Origin of the sequence: Modestobacter excelsi, from assembly GCF_005930495.1 — a bacterium.
Lineage (GTDB): Bacteria > Actinomycetota > Actinomycetes > Mycobacteriales > Geodermatophilaceae > Modestobacter > Modestobacter excelsi.
The window spans coordinates 14,404-31,909 of record NZ_SJEX01000039.1 but is presented as its reverse complement, the minus strand read 5'-3'; the positions used below and the strand labels follow the sequence as shown (position 1 = coordinate 31,909).

The following is a 17,506-nucleotide window of genomic DNA, read 5'->3' as shown; positions in this document are numbered from 1 at the left end:
TGACGCCGCAACGGAGCGCCGCCATGCCGCGGCCCCGCCTCGACTCCCTGACCGGGCTCCGCTTCGTCGCAGCCCTGGCGGTGTTCGGGTTGCACGCGCTGAACTACGGCGGAGGTGCGGCGGCGGAGGCGCTGCTCATCGCCGGCACGACCGGGGTCTCGTTCTTCTTCATCGTCAGCGGCTTCGTGATGAGCTGGACGGCGCGCGACGACGACACCGCAGTCCTCTTCTACCGCCGCCGGTTCGCCCGGGTCTACCCCGCGTACGCGGTGACCTGGGTGTTCTCCCTCGGCGCCATGGTGGCCGCGGGCCGGCAGCCCGGCCTCGTCGATCTCGCGCCGCTGACACTGCTGCAGTCGTGGGTTCCCTCCGAGACCGTGTACTGGGCCACGAACGCGGTGTTCTGGACGCTGTCGTGCGAGGCGTTCTTCTACCTCGCCTTCCCCTGGATCTACCGGGTCGTCCGGTCCTGGACCGTGCGGCGAGCACTGCTGGGCATCGTCGTCCTCGTGGTCGCTGTCGAGCTGCTGGCCCTGGCCGTCTGGGGAGCCGGCGGTGGACCGATCCTGCACTGGCTCGCCGTGGTCTTCCCGGTCACCCGTGCCGCAGAGTTCGCCGTCGGCGTCCTGCTCGGGGTGCTGGCCGCCCGCGGAGTTCGCTGGTCACCGTCGCTCGGCGCTGCGGTCGCCGTGGCCGGCGGCGCCTTCCTCCTGGCCAACCACGTCCCGGCGGCCTTCCGGGACGTCGCCGTGACCCTGGTGCCCTTCGCCCTGCTCGTCTGGGCAGCTGCACGCGCCGACCTGGCCGGTCGGCGATCGGTGTTCCGGTCAGGCCCGTTCGTGGCGCTGGGCACCTGGTCGTACGCCGTCTATCTCATGCACCCCCTCGTCATGCGGGCGTGGTTCGAAGGCCTGAACCGGGCCGGGATCGTGCACTCAGAGCTCACCGGCGTCGGGCTGGTGCTTGCCGTCTGCGGCGCCCTCCTCGGCTCCGTGTGTGCGGCGTGGCTTCTGCATCGCGCAGTGGAGGTGCCTGGGGAGCGGCGGCTACGGCCCCGACGACCTTCATCCCCGGCGCGGCTCGATGTCGCGTAGCAGGCACCGCGAACCCGGCACCTGCGCAGGTTCCCGGACCTCCCGTCGTCTCCCCGACCCTTCTGGTGATCGCGGAGAGCAGCCTGTCTGACCGGGCACGCCGGCCCACGACGATCCGAGCAGCCGGTTGGTCGATCAACGCGGCACGACCGGGCACGAACGTGATGGCGTCGGTGGTCTCCAGGTCAGCGGCAGCAGAGCCTCGCCAGCGACCCAGTGGGCGGCGATCGGCATAGCTGCCTCATCGCCCCGTTGCCTGCGGCGCCGGATCGACCCCCGGTAACCACCCCTGGAGTGAGGGGATGAAGGCGGCTGATCCGTCCTGCGCTGCCAGGGACGCCGGCTCGGGGAGGGGGATGCGCTCCGAGTGGCCGGTGAGTCGGGGGGTGTGGCGAAAACAATGGGCAAGCTCGTCCGAGGCGGTGATCGACGGCTGCGGTCTGGCGACAAGTCAGTTTCAGGTGGTGGGGGTGCCACTTTGGGGTGACGGCCTCCGCCCCTTACGGGCCGAACGGTCCGGTCACCCGCAGGATGCCCGAGTGACAGTTGAAGATTCACTTCTCGTGCGCTCGGTTGGAAGAAGCTCACGTGGAGTGGGAGGGCGATCTCGACTCAACACCCTCACGGGCCTTCGTGCTCTCGCGGCGCTCGCCGTCTTCGCAGTTCACATGCAAGCGCGGCTCAGTGGAGACCCGGCGCACGCTTTCGCCTACATCTCGAATGCCGGCGGCATGGGCGTCACGTTCTTCTTCGCGCTGTCAGGGTTCATCTTGACATGGTCCTACCGCAGCGGTGACACGGCAGCCCCATTCTGGCGGCGCCGTTTCGCTCGGATCTACCCGGCTTACCTCGTCGCGTTGCTCGGGGGAGTGCTCCTGACCGTCGCCTCTCACGGCCGTGACGGCGTGAGTGCGGTCCAGAGCTACGATCGCCTCAGGGACCTCGTTGGGCCGTTCCTGGCGCAGCTGACCCTGACGCAGTCGTGGGTGCCCGACGAGAAGTACTACTTCTCACTGAACGGCGTGGGCTGGTCACTGTCGTGCGAGGCCTTCTTCTACGCGTGCTTTCCGGCCCTCATCGTGGCGCTCGTGCACGCTTCGACGCGTGTACGGCGACTAGTCCAGGCGGGCTCGTTCGCTGTGCTGGTCGCTGCCGCACTGGCTGTGGAACTCGATGCCTTCCCGCACGCCGGATGGTTGCAGGGGCACGCGCCCATCTTGACTGCGTTCCAGTTCGTTCTCGGGATCACCGTGGCGCTGGACGTCAGGGACGGAAAATGGTCCCGCCTCAACTTCCGGTGGACCCTGCTCGTGGTTGCTGCGATGTATGTGATGTGCTGCATCTGGCCGTCGACCTTCAGCATGTCGGCGGTGCCGGTCCTCCCGTTCCTGGCGTTGATCGCGGCGGGCTGCTGGCGGGATCAGCGCAACGAAGGTGGGCTGCTGTCCGGTCGGGTGTTCGTCTGGTTGGGCGAAGTGTCGTTCTGCTTCTACCTGGTCCATCAGATGGTCATTCGATGCCTGGGAGTACTGGGCGGGGCTGCGAGCTGGAACGGTGCGGTCGTGCAGACCCTCGTCGCTCTCACACTGTCGTTGCTGGCGGCCTGGCTGCTGCACGTCCTGGTGGAGAAGCCTTTCGAGCGCAGGCTTCGAGGAACGAATCGGGCCAAGCCGCCGCAGACGGTGCAGGCCGGCTGACCGAGACCGGGGTCCCAGCCGGCGATCTGTGGGGCGCCTCGACCCGGCGGATGGACATGGTGGTCGAGGGCTTGAGCACCACCCGGCTGGCACCGCGCGCCAGATTCAAGGACCCACACGTAGGTCACGGCCGACGCCCTCGTACCGAGGTTCACAATTGCGGCCGCGCGATCCGGCATCTGGCTGACCCACCGGGTTCGCGAGGTTCCGTGGCTCGGTCGGCAGCGCCGGAGGCGGCCCCGGCGGGAGCCCGACGACGGGGCGGTGCCGCCCTCTGGGACGTCCGTCAGCGGGCCGAGGTCGGCGCGACGGCGCCACCCGAGGTTGCCGCCGCGGCCGAGCGCCTCGGGGGCGTCCTCGGCTTCACTGGGGCGGGCGGCCATCTCGGCGGCGACGGCGTCGTGCAGGCGGAGGCCGCTGGAGGAGCGGGCGAGCAACAGACACGGCCATTGTTGCGAGGGTGGCGAAGGCGAAGATGCGATGCGCAGCGCGGGTGGAGCTCTGGCAGCGGGAGAGTGGAGACGGCTCGATTGACACGCTGATCCGCAGGTACGCCACTGAGCCGTTGCCCGATGTCAGCGCCCGTCGCTCTGTCGCGGAGCAGGCGCGATTTAAAGCGGCGCCTCAGTAGGCGCCGGAACCACGGAAGACCGCGCCGAGCGTCTTGGCGAGGATCATGAGGTCGAAGGTCAGCGACCAGTTCTCGACGTAGCGGACGTCCAGGCGGACGGAGTCGTCCCAGGACAGGTTCGAGCGTCCGCTGATCTGCCACAGACCGGTGATGCCCGGCTTGACCAGCAGCCGGCGCCGCATGTCGTGGCCGTACTGCTCGACCTCGCGGGTGACGTGCGGCCGCGGACCGACCAGGGACATCGTGCCACTGAGCACGTTGAACAGCTGGGGGAGCTCGTCGATCGAGAACCGCCGCAACACGCGGCCGACCGGCGTGACCCGCGGGTCGCTCCTCATCTTGAACTGGACCGCGTTGCCGTCGCTCTGGTCCAGCAGTGTGTCGACGACCTTGTCTGCTCCGGGGACCATCGTGCGGAACTTGAGCACGTGGAACGGCGTCTCGCCCTTGCCGACCCGCTCGTGCCGGTAGAAGACCGGCCCGGGGCTGGTGAGCTTGACGGTGAGGGCGACCGCCAGGAGGACAGGGGCCAGCAGCACGATCGCCGTGGCGGCCACGACCCGGTCGAAGGCCTCCTTGGTCACCCGGCGCATTCCGCGGAGCTCGGGGCGCTCGACGTGCATGAGCGGGAGCCCGCTGACCGGGCGGATGCGCACCCGGGGGCCGGCCACCTCGGTGACCGCCGGCGCGAGGAGTAGTTCTGCCTGCGTCGACTCGAGGTCCCAGCCGAGCTGGCGCAGGACGCTCCCGTCCAGCTCGGGCGACGGCAGCACCGTGACCGTGTCCACCTCGTACCGGCGGACGACGTCGACGACCTCGTTGAGGTCGCCGAGCACCGGCAGGTCGTCGAAGAGGACCTCGTCCTTGCCGGCGGTGTGGGGTGGGAGGCAGCAGCCGATGATCCGGTAGCCGTGGTGGGCCTCGCGGTCCATTTGGGCGTGCATGGCGGCCACGCCGGAGCGGTGGCCGACGATGACGGCTGTCTGCTGGTAGTGGCCGTGCGCTCGCCGCCGGTGCAGCCAGACCCGGTTGCCCCACCGCTGGAGCAGCGTGAGCGCGGTGGCCAGGGGCAGGGCGACGACGACGAAGCCACGGGCCACCTGCACCTCGAGACCCCAGGCGATGGTCGCCACGCACGCCAGCAGGAGTGTGGCGGCCGAGAAGACGCGGCGGAACTCCTCGACGCCGACCCACAGGAAACGGGGTTCGTAGCTGCGCGCGATGAGCATCGCGAGCACCCACACGACCGGGAGGACGGTCATGAAGCCGATCGCCGCGCCGATGCTCTTGACCGCGACCCCGTGACCCACCGGCGCTGCAAAGCCGACGTAGGAGGCGAACACCGCGCACAGGGCGTCCAGGACGACGATGCGCCGGACGTAGGCGGGCCGCCATGCCCGACGGGCGACCGTGCCCTCGCCGCGCAGCCTCGCCGCAGGGAACACCCGCCAGAACCGCTGCGTCGGAGGTTGGTCGAGCGCGATCGGGTCACGCAGGTCGAGCAGAGCCATGGCGCCGTCCCCGTTGCCGTCTGGGCAGTCGCGGCCCAGTGATCCACTGCTGGATTGCCGGCAACATCCCCGTTGGCCTGGCAGGAGGACGGTAACCGAGCAATGCGGCACCGACCAGTGCAGATCCCCAACCCGGAGTTCCACGGCCGTAATGTCCATCACAGGATCACGCATGGCACTCGCTTTCGGCACACAGGGTCACTCGATCGGGTGTGCCAGCCCCCTCTCAGAGGGAAGACCGCCCGGTCTGCGGGTCCAGTCGGCCGTGCGAGCCCGCCTCAGGTGTAGACGTGCACCCAGTCGACGTAGAGGTCCGTGACGTTCCCCGTCGCGGCCAGGTCGACCGGCCAGCCGCCCCCGAGAGCCAGGTCGACCATGAAGTAGAACGGGTCCGCCGTCTGCTGCAGCCCTGTGTAGCTGGCGACCTGGACGCCGTCGATGGAGAAGACGGCAGCCCCGGGGACGAACCGGACGCCGTAGGTGTGCCAGCTCAGCGCCCAGTCGGCGAAGCCGTTGCGGTCGAAGCAGTTGGCCACGCCGCTGTCCCCGGTGGTGTACCCCCAGTTGTGCGTGGTGTGGCAGCTGCCGAGCGTGTTGTGCCCGTACAGCTCGACGGCGTCGACCTCGACGGCGGTTGTGCCCCGGGGGGTGGCGTTCTCGGTGTCCAGCATCCAGAAGGCGGGCCACGAACCGATCCCGGGAGCTCCGAGCATCCGGGCCTCGAAGTAGCCGTACTGCGCCGCGAACCCGCTGCCGCCGACGCGGAGGGAGGACACGATGCCGCCGGTGTGCTCGAGACCCCACGGTGTCGTGGCCGGGTCGGACGGCTGGACGCGGAGCCGCAGGTACTGGGAATCGAGGGTCGAGAGGCTGCTGGCACTCTCCGCCGGGTCGGCGAACCAGGCGTCGCCGAAGCTCCCGCCGGCCACGTGCGAGGGCTTCGTGGCGGCGTACGTCGTGCCGGTGCCCCGCTGGCTCACCGACAGCGGGGTGGTGAACTCTTCGGCGTACTGCAGGGTCATGCCGCTGGGGGCGTGGTCCCGGGTGTCCTGGGTGACCCCGGAGCGGTTGACCAGCTGGACGTACAGCGGGACGTCGGAGGCCTGCGCGGTGGGCCCGGTACGCGCCACCTTGACGGCGAACGGCCCCATGGGGAGGGTCGTGGTGGCGAACGTCAGGACGGCCCGGCCCTGGCCGTCGGTCACGCCGGTGGCGACCGTGCGCTCGGCCGCAGGCATGCTGCCCGGAGGGTCCACCCAGGCCGTGGCCTGGACGGGCGTGCTCGCCGGGCCGGCGACGGCGATGGTCGCCGAGCGGGACACCGCGGAGCCGGGAGCCGGGCAGATCAGCCCGAGCTGGCGTGCGCTGGCCCGGCCGACGGGCGGGGTGGTGCCGCCGCACTGCCCGGCGAGGGTCGACGAGGTGGCGTAGCCGCCGGCGGGCTGTGGCCACCGCGGCGGGGTCGTACCGACCTCGTAGGCAGCGACCTCCCGGAGGGAGACCGTCGCGGTCGACACGGTCCTCGCCAGCTCGAGGCGGACCGTGGTCGTGGTGCGGGGCGCGAAGGCGATCGAGGTGGCCTGCCCGCCTCCACCGGAGATGCCGGAGACGACGACGGTGCTCCCGTCACCGAACCGGAGCAGGCCGTGCAGCGGCGCGTTCCACGGTGCCGCGGGGTCGACGGCGGTGGCCGTGGGCCCGAACACCTGGACGCTGGCGAGCCGCCGCGGGGTGCTCCACGACAGCTGGACCCAGGGTGACGCGTCGCCCGGGGCTGCCGTCCACTCGTTCCCCGTCCGGCCGGTGGCGACGCTGCCGTCGACGAGGGCGGCGGTGGTCGATGGGGCGGCCGACGTGCTCGCGGTCGCCGTGGGCAACGGAGTCGTCTTCCCGGCCAGCAGGGTTCCTGAGTTGCCGGCCGGACCGGGAGCACTGACCACCACCAGCAGCAGTGATGCGGCCATCGCCGACCAGATCGCGGTACGCCACCTCCCGGACACCGGGACCCCCTCGCCACCTCGTGCGCGACCCTGGGCGGGTCGGCGGAGGGCGTCATCGCCCATCACGCTTCGCAATCAGGAGACTACGGTGAGACATCGCCATCGTCCGGTAGTCCAAGCGGCGCGTCCCTCGGACGAGGGACGCCCACGAGGTGCCTGACGACAGGGCGTGCTCAACCGCCGGTGCAGTTGACCTCGGCGGTCCAGGCGCCGGCGATCATGTCCGTCAGGTCATGCTCCGCCGTCCCGTTCAGGTCGCTGGCGATCCGGTCGACGCGGCCCACGATCCGCGCCGGGTCCCTCCGCCGCTGCTCCCGGCAAGTCCGGGGGACAGGTCGTCGACCACCACGACCCGCCGGCCGGAGTCGAGCAGGGCGTGCACCACGTGTGCGCCGATGTTGCTCGCACCGCCCTCTCCCAGCCAGGGCCGCGTGCGGGAGGCGGCCGCGCCGGGCCGTGAGCTCACCGGGAGCTCACGGTCTTCGTCACGACGTCGCCCATCGCCTGCCGGAAGCGCGCGCGGGAGAAGGTCTCTGCGTGTCGGCGGACGTCGGCGCCGGCGTAGGAACCAGGGGTGAACGCCCTCAGCGCTCGCGCCCAGGTGTCGACCTCGTCCTGGGAGCTGGTGACCGGTATGAGTTCGCCGGTTCGTCCGGGCAGGACCGAGTCCCGGGCGCCGCCGGCGTCGACGGCGATGACCGGGGCTCCGCAGGCCTGCGCCTCCACCGGGACGATGCCGAAGTCCTCGATCCCCGGCATGAGCAGCGCCCGGCAGCGCCGGAAGAGGTCGCGCAGCTCGTCGTCGGACACGCGACCGACGAATCGGGTGTCCGGGCCGGCCAGGCGCTCCAGCTCCCCGCGGATGCGACCCTCCCCCGCCACGACCAGCGGGACTCCGGCTCGTTCCGCCGCGCGGACGGCCAGGTCAGGGCGCTTGTAGGGCACCAACCGCCCGGCGAGGAGGAAGAAGTCCTCCTGGGGGACGGTCTCGTCCGGGACGTAGTACTCCGTGTCGACCGGCGGGTGGACGACCGTGGCCTCGCGGTCCCACCACGTGCTGATCCGCTCGGCGACGGCGGAGGAGTTAGCGACCAGGGTGTGCACGCGGGCCGCGGCGGAGCGGTCGGAGGGGCGGAAGGCGGTGGAGAAGGCGGCGAGCACGGCCTCGCCCACCCGCCCACCGGCCTCGCCGGCGCGCATGGACGGGTCCCAGGCCCAGCGGGCCGGCGTGTGCACGTAAGCCACCACCGGCGCCGTCGTCGTGCGGACAACCTGGGTGGCGAAGGCGTGGTGCGACGCGATTACGACGTCCGACGGTGGCAACGGGAGACGGGCCATCGCGACCGGGAGAGCTGGAAGCAAGTGGGCGTAGGTGGTGCCCCGCACCAGCCTGCTGAGCCGGGTGGTGTGCAGGCGGGCGTCGAGGTCGGCAGGGAGGACACCCGGCCGGCCGATGGGGGCGAAGATCGGCGCGTCCGGCCACTCGCGCGCGAGCTGCTCGACGACCGCCTCGGAGCCGGCGTACTCGGTGAACCGCTCGTGCACCAGGGTCACGCGGGGGCCGCTCATCGAGGGCGCCCGTCGGCCGTGCGGTTCGTCGACGGGGCCCGATGCGGCCGGCGCGGGTTCTGCACGCGCCTATGATGCCGGTGGGTCGGCGTTCAGCCGCGCCGTCAGGCCGGTCAGGTGTAGACGTGCACCCAATCGACGTAGAGGTCGGTGACCTCGCCCGTCGCAGAGAGGTCGACCGGCCAGCCGCCGCCGAGCGCGAGGTCGACCATGAAGTAGTACGCGTCCGCGGCCTGACGGAGCCCCGCCGAGCGGGCGACCTCCAGCCCGTCGATGGAGAACACGGCCCCACCGGGGACGAGCCGGACCCCGTAGGTGTGCCAGCTCAGCGCCCAGTCAGCGAAATTGTTGTCCTGGAGGCACCTGGCGACCCCCCCGTCATCGCTGCCGTACCCCCAGTTGTGCGTGGTGTGACAGCTGCCGATCGTGTTGTGCCCGTACAGCTCGACCGCATCCACCTCGTTCGCCGTCTTCCCTCGAGGTGTGGCGTTCTCGGTGTCGAGCATCCAGAACGCGGGCCACGAGCCGGTGCCAGGTGCACCGAGCATCCGCGCCTCGAAGTAGCCGTACTGCGCCGCGAACCCGCTGCCACCCACGCGGACCGACGAGAGGATCCCGCTCTCGTGGTCCTGCCCCGACGGGTCCGTGCCCTGCGCGCGGATGCGCAGGTACTCGGAGTCGACGGTGGCGAGGGTGCCCCGGCCATCGGCCGGGTCGGCGAAGGTCGCCTCCCCGAAGCTGCCGCCCTCCTCGTAGGACGGCTTGGTGGCGGCGTATTCAGCACCTGCACCGTCCTGGCTGATGGACAGCGGGTCGGTGAACTCCTCGTCGTACTGCAGGGTCATCCCCCGCGGAGCGTGCCCGCCGGTGCCCAGCTGCACCCCCGACCGGTTGACCAGTTGCACGTAGAGCGGCACGTCGTCGTCACCCGGGTCCGTCCTGGTGACCCGCAGTGCTGTCGGGCCGGCCGCCAGCGCGGTCAGGTCGACGGTCAGCGTCGCGCGGCCTGTGGGGTCCGTCGTCCCGTCGGCCACCTGTTGCTCGGCGCCGGGCGCGCTACCCGGTGGATCGACCCAGGCAGTGACCGTCAGCGCCGTGTCGGCGGGCCCGGCGATCACGACGGTCGCCGTGCCGGACACCGCCGAACCCGGTGCAGGGCAGACCAGGGCCAACTGGTCTCCGGACGCCTGCCCGACCGGGGGCGACGTGGTGGTGCAGCCGGCGGCGTCCGGCGGGGTCGCGGTGTAGCCGGTGGTCGCGCCGTCCGTACGGGGCCAGCGCGGCGGCGTGGTCCCGGTGTCATAGACGGCGAACTCGCGCAGCGAGACAGCCGTGGAGTCCTGAGCGACCAGTTCCAGGCGCACGCTCGACGTGGTGCGGGGGGCGAACGCGACGGTGGTGCCGGGGCCACCGTCGATCCCCGACACCTGAACGGCGCTCCCGTCGTCGAAGCGCAGCACGCCCGACAGCGGCGTGGACGTCGCCTCCGCAGGGCCGAACACCTGCACGGCCGCCAGCTGCCGCGGGGTGTCCCAGGCCACCTGCGCCCAGGGCGCCTCGTCATCGGCGGCGGCCGTCCAAGCGTCGCCGGCCCTGCCATGCGCCACGTCCCCGTCGACCAGGGCGCCCGCGGACTGCCCGTCGCTCGAGGTGACGGCCGTCGTGGGACCGGCGTCCTGGGGGCTGGTCGCGACGGCCGCCCCGGAGTCGTCGACGGAGATGGAGGACAGGGCGACCGAGGTCGTGTCCGCCGGCACGGTGGCGATCACCAGCCGGGCGCTGGAGACCTGGCGCTCGGGGAAGTCGGCGGCGGCCACGCCGTCGGCGCCGGTGGTGAGGAGGACCGAGGCGCCGCCATCGAACTCTAGGGTGGCGGAGGTGAAGGCCGTGCGCGCATCCCCGGCCGCCCGGACGTCGACGTGGTCGACCTCGGTCGACTCCGGCCAGGTCAGTGCCACCCAGGCTCCGATGGTCTCCCCGTCGCTCTCCCAGACCACGTCGTGGCCGGCGTCCCCGGCACGCGTGCTGTCCCCGTCGATCAGGGCGTTGGCGTCCAGCCCCGGGCGCGTCGAGGACGCGGAGACGGTGAGGCCGGGCGACCGGTGGAAGTACAGGAACCCGGCGACCGCCAGCACCGCGACCAGCGCCCCGGTCAGGGCAGCTGTGAGCCACCTGCGGGACATCGGAACCCCCCTGGAACTCGCACGCAGCTGCTGGGTGCGGTGAGGTGAGCGGGTGGGCGATCGACGGTGACGATCAGCTCCCTCGACGTTACACGCGGTCCGGAGCTGGTGACCGGGCCTCCGCCACGTGCCATGCCGTCGACCCACAGCTCAACACGGCCCCTCGCCAGCAGGAACGCCGTCAGGCCTCTGTTACCGTTCGCCGGACGTGTGAGGCCCCGTGACCGTTCGACGGGCACCGTGCCGTGCCAGCGTCCCTCCCGGCAGAAGGAACTTGCGTGAGTCTGGCCGACTATGTGCGGGTCCTGCGGCGGGGCTGGTGGGTGATCGTCCTGCTGACGGGGATCGGTGCACTCGCCGCGGTGGTGCTGACCCAGACGACGTCGCCCACGTACTACGCCACCGCGACCGTCTACGTCTCCGTCACCAGCAACGGGACCCCGGCGGACCTGCAGTCCAGCAGCTCCTTCGCCACCCAGCGGGTGGCGACCTACGCCAACCTGGCGACGACGACGACTGTGCTGGACCGGGCGGCGGCAGCCCTGGGCGGAATGGAGGACGTCGCTTCGCTGCGTGGGTCCATCTCATCGACGGGCCGTGCGGAGACGTCGCTGGTCGACATCACGGCCAGTGGCAGTGACCCGGCCGTGGTGGCCGCGCGTGCGAACGCGGTGGCGATGGCACTAGCGGCCGCAGCTCCGGGGCTGGACGCGCCGGGCCCGACCCCTGCGGTGCGGCTCACCGTCGTCCAGCCCGCGGACACGCCGGCGGACCCGACGGCTCCCCGACCGCGGAACAACCTCTTCATCGGGACCGCGGTCGGCCTGGTCCTCGGGCTCGCGGTCGTCGTTGTCGCCGACGCTCTCTCGACGCGGATCCGGTCGAGCGCCGACCTGCCACGAGGGGCGGGGCTGGCCACCCTCACCTCCATGCCGAGCGGGCCCAAGAAGCGCTCCCGACACATGTCGGCCACCGATGCTCGGCTCGAGGCCTTCCGCCAGCTCCGTGCCAACCTGCAGTTCGGGTCGCACGTCGGGGGCACGATCGCCGTCGCTGGCGTCACGGCGGCGTCGGACGCCCAGGCCGTGGCGCGCCAGCTCGCCGCTGCCTTCGGGGAGATCGGCTCCTTCGTCGTGGTCGTGGACCTCGACCTGCGGCCGGCAGATGGCCAGCGGAGACGGCGCGGGGAGGCGATCGATGCAACGCCGCGGCCCGGAGTCGCCGACGTCCTCAGCGGCAGCGCAGAAATCGACGACGTGGTGACCCTGGCCATCGGTGATCGCGTGCACGAGGTGCCGGCCGGGCGCGTGGACAGCTCGTCAGCTCAGCGGCTGAGCACCCAGGCCATGCGCGGCATGCTGGACACGCTCCAGGCCCGGTTCAACCACGTCATCCTGGCCTGCCCGCCGCTGGTGGAGCGGTCGGAGTCGGCCGTGGCCGCAGCGTTGGCCGGTAGCGCGCTGCTGGTGGTGGAATCCGGCGCCACGAAGCGCTCTGAGTTCGCCTTCGCGCTCGAGCTGCTCGCCGGGGTCCGAGTGACGTCGGTCAGCGTGGCCGTCGACCACGTCCGCGACCTGGACCTGGGCGGTGGCCGGCTCGACCGACAAGTCCCGGTGGGGGAGCGCGAGTCCGTCGCCTCGATCTGACCCGATCGCGGACTGCCCACCCGACACTGTCCGGCGGCTCGCAGCGGTGCTCGGTGGCCCGTCACCCACTGCGACCCGATGCTGTTCCTCGAGATGGTAGGGGAAGTCGCCATGCACAGAATCCAGTTGGCCGGCCTAAAGCCATGTCGTCCTGCGGCATCTCCTCGGATACGCGCGTGCAGGGCGCAGCAGGCTCGAGGCCGAGTCGGATCGGTGCCCCCCGGCTCGGGCAAGAGTGGTTCCAACCCGGATGACGCTCGCCGAGCGCCTGCACTGCGTAACGTGCGCCAGCGTGTCCAGTGATCGCGGTCCGGGGTGGACCGTCAACTCGCCGACAGGGCGGTTGACCGACTGGGGCGAGCTGTGGCGCGCGCGCGAGGTCATGGGGTTCTTCGCGCTTCGTGACCTGCGGGTGCGGTACAAGCAGGCGGTTCTAGGCGCAGCGTGGGTAGTGGTTCAGCCTCTGGTGACGGTGGCGGTATTCACCCTCGTCTTCGACCGGTTGGCCGACGTGGACACACGGGGAGTCCCCTACGTTCCCTTCGCGCTCGCCGGGCTGCTCGGCTGGACCTACGTGTCCCAGTGTGTCTCGCGAGGGAGCGAGGCGTTGGTCGCCAACTCCTCCCTCGTCACCAAGGTGTACATCCCACGGTTGACCGCACCGGTCGCGTCGCTCCTGCCGCCGTTCGTTGACCTGCTCGTGGGGCTCGGCCTCTTGGCGATCGTCTGTGCCATCTTCGGCGCGGTGCCCTCGGTGGCACTGCTCCTGCTCCCCGTGTGGGTCCTCCTCCTGGCCCTGACAGCGCTCGGTCCCACCTGCTTCCTCGCTGCCGTGAACGTCCGCTTCCGGGACGCACGGCAGCTGGTGCCCACAGCACTCCAGGCGCTCCTCTTCGCGAGCCCGGTCGCCTACTCAGCTGCATCCGTGCACGGAGTGGCCCGATACGCATACGCGCTGAACCCCATGGTCGGCGTGCTCGAGTTCGGTCGTTTCGTCCTCATCGGAGGGCCGTGGCCCGGAACCGTCCTTGCCGTCTCGACAGCGGTGGCCGTGCTGATGCTCGCGGCCGGGGTTCGCTACTTCCTACGGGCGTCGCGGGCCTTCGCGGACGTGATCTGACGTGGACCGGGTGCAGGTCGACCGGGTCAGCAAACGCTACGTCCTGGGTGAACAACGGAACTTGCGCGAGACCATCGGGACCGCCATACGTCGGCAGCGCGACGAGCGCCAGGACTTTTGGTCCCTGCGTGACGTGAGCTTCACGGTCGGGGACGGGGAGGCCGTTGGCATCGTCGGGCGCAACGGCGCAGGCAAGAGCACGCTCTTGAAGATCCTCATGCGGATCACCACGCCGACCAGTGGTGAGACCCGGACCCGGGGGCGCGTGGCTGCCCTCCTCGAGGTCGGTACCGGCTTCCATCCCGAGTTGACCGGCCGAGAGAACGTCTACCTCAACGCCGCCGTGCTCGGGATGAGCCGGGCGGACACCGCGCGGCGCTTCGACGAGATCGTCGACTTCGCAGGCATCGAGCGCTTCCTCGAGACCCCGGTCAAGCGCTACTCGAGCGGCATGTACTTGCGCCTGGCCTTCGCCGTCGCGGCCCACCTCGAGCCCGACGTGCTGGTGGTCGACGAGGTCCTCGCCGTCGGCGACGCCGAGTTCCAACGCAAGTGCATGAGTCGGATGGCGACAGCCGAGGCCGAGGGGCGCACGGTGCTGTTCGTCAGTCACGACCTCGTGGCGCTCTCGCGGTTGTGTTCGCGCGCCATCTGGTTGGAAGCCGGGCGGGTCCATGAGGAGGGCCAGACGACTTCGGTCGTGCGGAACTATCTGACATCAGGGTTCGCCACGGAGCAGGGCACCGTGCTGGGCAGCGGGGCTGCGGCCGGGAGACTGATGGACGTCCGCGTCGTCGCTGCTGACGGGTCCGATCGGCCTCTCGTCCGCGACGAGCCCTTTCGCGTGCTGGTCCGCTTCGAGGTCAAGGAGGAGCGGATGGGGTTGGACCTCGGGATCGTCATCACCAATCGAGACGGGGTCCGGGTGATCGACGAGGCGCTCAGCGACCGCCATCAACACCGGTTCCCGGTCGGTCGGCACGAAGTGACGGCGGATGTGCCAGCCGTTCTTGCGCCTGGCGAGTACACGGTCGGTGTCTGGCTCGGCACGGCTCATGAAGACGTCCACTTCGAACCGACCGCAGGGAGCTTCACCCTGCACGGGTACGACCCCGCTCAACGCAATAGGGCAGTCGTCCTGGACCTGGACTTCCAGGTCAATCCCTGGGCATGAGGGACTGCCTCCGCTCTCCGTGGAGGCTCCACACTCGCGGTCAGCCGGAAGACCAGCACCGTGCCGTTCTCGGTGAAGATCGCCGTCGCGGTGACCTGCCGGAGGCGTGCCTCCCCGAGTTGACGGTTCATGGCTTGCGACACAGCGAATGAGGCATCGCCGGCGGTGAGGCCGGGTCGCGCGGCCGTGCTGCTCAGCGGCGCTTAAGGGCCAGAGGCAGGGGTGCCAGGAGAGGCTCATCCGGGTGCCCGTCTGCCTGTCGCAGGATCTGCTCGACGGCGCGCCGGTACGGGTCACGCGCGAGCGCCTGGATCCATCCGCTGAGGTTCGAGCGGACGAGCGACATCGGCCGTGCGGAGGGTCGGAGCACACTGGCCGCCACCGTCCAGGCCGCGCTCTTGAGAAACCACCGAATTGCGAGGAACGACCACTGGCGGTGGTGAGCTGCCCCGAGCTTCCGGCTTGCCCCGATGAGAAGGCTCGCGCTACCTGCGCCGTCGGCGCGGCGTTGGTCGCGCAGTTCGTCCATGGTGCGTCGGTGGCGATGGCGGACAGCCGCCGCCGGCTCGTACACGATCAAACCGCCCGTGGCGAGCAACCGCGACAGCGCCTCCTGGTCCTCGCCCCCTCGGGTAGGAGTGCCGGGACCGAGCGCCGGGTCGAAGCCGCCGATGGCGATCAGCCGCTCCCGATGGAAGGCCATGTTCGCTCCGGTGCCCATGGCGCCGATGTGGTAGACCGCTCGGGCCGCCTCCCGTGGGTCCGCCGAGGACGGCTGCAGGCGCCGCTGCCGATAGCCGCGACCGAAGCCGCCGGCCGCCTCGAACACCACCTGTGCACGGGTGGCGAGCTCCGTGGGCGAGACGAGACCGGTGACGGCGTCGGCGTCCGGGTTTGCGTCGAAGGCCATGATGAGAGCCTCGGCCCAGCGAGGTTGTACCTGTACGTCGTCGTCCACGAAGGCGACCAGAGGAGTCCGCGCTTCCAGGAGGGCACGGTTCCGCGCCCATGCCGTGCCCCGGCGAGGCTCGAGCACGTATCTGGCCCGCGGGTGGTGTCCGACCACGGTTCGCGTCCAGTCGCCCTCGGGATCGTTGTCGATTACCAGGACCTCGACGTCCAGAGTGAGCAAGGCCAGGGCTTCAAGGCACCGCGCCAGGTCCTCCGGACGGTCGCGCGTACACACGGCCACGGTGAGCAGCGAGCCGTCAGCCCGAGCACGCCATGCTTTCTCCGACTCGCAGGGGGACCGTTGGGCGCACGAGACCGCTGTCTCCTCCACGGTGTGCTGCACCTGGTGCTCCCGCACGGCGGCTTCGCTGCTGCGTCGGGCCAGTTCGGGGAGCTGCGGCAGGAGTTCCGCCGGGTCACCCGGCAGCGTCAGCTCGGCGACGGGCACCCCGTGCAACCAGATGAGCGCGTGGACGCCCTCGGGCGCGCATTCGAAAGACGTAACAGCCGGAACAGCTCGGGCAGTTCCGGTGCCGAGGTCCACGTCAGCGACCACCAGGCACGCGTAGAGCTCGGAGCTGCCTGGTCGGCACATCCGCTGGCCGAGGCGCCAGGCTCTCCTCAACATCGTCAACTCCACTGCAGCAGCCGCTCAGTCACTTCGATCCGAGACGGGCGCCTCGTGAATCGGCCATGATCCTCCGTCGGCGCAGCCGTGAGCGCCAACGACGCGACCGGTGGGATCCCCGAGTCAGCTGCCGACCGCGCGACTGCTTCCTGTTCATGCAGCTCGTGCACCTAGGCTGCGGGCGACGGGGCGTCTGAGGCCCTGTGCCGATGCTCTGCTGGGAAAGGAGGGGACCTGGTGCAAGGCGGTCGAGCTGCCCTGGCGAAGTGCCGGTGAGGCGCCTCAGTGTCGTGATCACCAACTACAACTACGCACGTTTCGTCGGCGCTGCTGTGGAGAGCGCTCTTGCTCTCAGGTGGGAGGACGTCGAGATCGTCGTGGTCGACGACGGGTCGACGGACGACTCCGTGCAGGTGCTCCAGAAGTACGCCGATCGGGTGAACCTGATCCTCACGGAGAACAGCGGGCAGCGAGAGGCCGCAAACCGTGGCTTTGCTGCGACGTCGGGCGACGTGGTCGTCTTCCTCGACGCCGACGACCTGCTCCCCCCGGAACTCGCCGAACGGCTGGCCGCGGTGTGGACGCCGTCGGTCAGCAAGGTGCAGCTGCGCATGCAGCGCATCGACGAGGCTGGTGTGCCCTTCGGGAGGCTCTTCCCGGACTGGCGGAGCGTGCCCACGTCCGAAGACGTGCGCCGATGGATGGTCCGCACATCGGCTCAGCCGACACCGCCCGGATCGGGAAACGCCTACGCCCGCTGGTTCTTGGAGCGGATATTCCCGCTCGATGCGTCCCTGGGCCGGGCCGCGGACTCAGGCTGCCTGGCTGCGGCGCCACTCCATGGCGAGGTGGTCACCCTGCCCGACGTGGTGGTGGGCTATCGGCAGCACGACGCCAACGACAGCGACCTGCTCGCGGACGACTCGCGGTTCGAGCGCGAGGTGGCCGCTGCACGGGCGAGGTGGCGTTTTGCCCAGCGCTCGGTTGGGATCCCCGAGGACCGAATCGACGAGCGCCCGCTGTACCGGAGCCGCGAGCTACTGCAGTTGCGGGCTGCGACCGCCCGGCTCTCGCCCGACCGGGCGGTGCTGGCCCGTGACGGAAGACGCCGGCTCTTGGTCGTCGACGCGCTGAGGTCCCCGGCCCACCCCGGGCCCGAGTCGTGGCGGACGCGCTTGCTGATCATGAGTTGGTGCCTGGCCGTCCTGACGGTGCCTCGGGGCCTGGTCCGACCGTTGCTGGCCTTACGATGGCGACGGTCGTGACGCCGGGCGCCAGACGTCCGGCTCGGCTTTGGAGCCC

The 17,506-nt window shown here is 70.7% G+C and carries 11 protein-coding genes; 6 read left to right on the top strand and 5 right to left on the bottom strand.

What is annotated here, in order from left to right:
- Positions 1-23: 23 nt before the first annotated feature.
- Together FHL80_RS13870 and FHL80_RS13865 are read left to right on the top strand one after the other, a co-directional pair.
- The gene (locus tag FHL80_RS13870) at positions 24-1,094 is read left to right on the top strand and encodes an acyltransferase family protein (RefSeq protein WP_138733988.1); all 1,071 of its coding nucleotides are present in this window, start codon (positions 24-26) and stop codon (positions 1,092-1,094) included.
- Positions 1,095-1,396: 302 nt separating this feature from the next.
- Positions 1,397-2,791 carry an acyltransferase family protein gene (locus tag FHL80_RS13865; RefSeq protein ID WP_138733987.1) on the top strand — a complete coding sequence of 465 codons (1,395 nt, stop codon included), beginning with the start codon at positions 1,397-1,399 and terminating at the stop codon, positions 2,789-2,791.
- Positions 2,792-3,415: 624 nt separating this feature from the next.
- On the opposite strand, the gene FHL80_RS13860 is transcribed toward FHL80_RS13865, so the two are convergent.
- The 4 genes from FHL80_RS13860 to FHL80_RS13840 form a co-directional block, all read right to left on the bottom strand.
- Positions 3,416-4,933 (bottom strand): sugar transferase, encoded by a 1,518-nt coding sequence (locus tag FHL80_RS13860; RefSeq protein WP_138733986.1) that lies wholly within the window; start codon positions 4,931-4,933, stop codon positions 3,416-3,418.
- A 278-nt stretch (positions 4,934-5,211) separates the two neighbouring features.
- Positions 5,212-6,897, bottom strand: coding sequence for a glycoside hydrolase family 16 protein (locus FHL80_RS13855; RefSeq protein ID WP_138733985.1), 1,686 nt, complete (start codon positions 6,895-6,897; stop codon positions 5,212-5,214).
- Positions 6,898-7,395: 498 nt separating this feature from the next.
- Complete coding sequence (locus FHL80_RS13845; protein ID WP_138733983.1) at positions 7,396-8,502, bottom strand: glycosyltransferase; 1,107 nt, start codon at positions 8,500-8,502, stop codon at positions 7,396-7,398.
- 113 nt (positions 8,503-8,615) lie between these two features.
- Positions 8,616-10,685 (bottom strand): glycoside hydrolase family 16 protein, encoded by a 2,070-nt coding sequence (locus tag FHL80_RS13840; protein WP_138733982.1) that lies wholly within the window; start codon positions 10,683-10,685, stop codon positions 8,616-8,618.
- 278 nt (positions 10,686-10,963) lie between these two features.
- On the opposite strand from FHL80_RS13840, the gene FHL80_RS13835 reads away from it, so the two are divergent.
- The 3 genes from FHL80_RS13835 (at position 10,964) to FHL80_RS13825 (ending at position 14,625) form a co-directional block, all read left to right on the top strand.
- Positions 10,964-12,331 (top strand): Wzz/FepE/Etk N-terminal domain-containing protein, encoded by a 1,368-nt coding sequence (locus FHL80_RS13835; protein WP_138733981.1) that lies wholly within the window; start codon positions 10,964-10,966, stop codon positions 12,329-12,331.
- Positions 12,332-12,581: 250 nt separating this feature from the next.
- A complete protein-coding gene (locus tag FHL80_RS13830) occupies positions 12,582-13,451 on the top strand; it encodes an ABC transporter permease (protein WP_138733980.1) in 870 nt (289 codons plus the stop codon).
- Between the two features lies 1 nt (position 13,452).
- A complete protein-coding gene (locus tag FHL80_RS13825; protein ID WP_138733979.1) occupies positions 13,453-14,625 on the top strand; it encodes an ABC transporter ATP-binding protein in 1,173 nt (390 codons plus the stop codon).
- 193 nt (positions 14,626-14,818) lie between these two features.
- Here FHL80_RS13825 and FHL80_RS13820 read toward each other — a convergent pair whose 3' ends face one another.
- Positions 14,819-16,120, bottom strand: a complete 1,302-nt coding sequence (locus FHL80_RS13820) for a glycosyltransferase family 2 protein (protein ID WP_216870711.1) — start codon at positions 16,118-16,120, stop codon at positions 14,819-14,821.
- Positions 16,121-16,494: 374 nt separating this feature from the next.
- Between FHL80_RS13820 and FHL80_RS13815 the strand changes: the two genes are divergently transcribed.
- Complete coding sequence (locus tag FHL80_RS13815; RefSeq protein ID WP_246078670.1) at positions 16,495-17,469, top strand: glycosyltransferase family 2 protein; 975 nt, start codon at positions 16,495-16,497, stop codon at positions 17,467-17,469.
- The last annotated feature ends 37 nt before the right edge of the window (positions 17,470-17,506 follow it).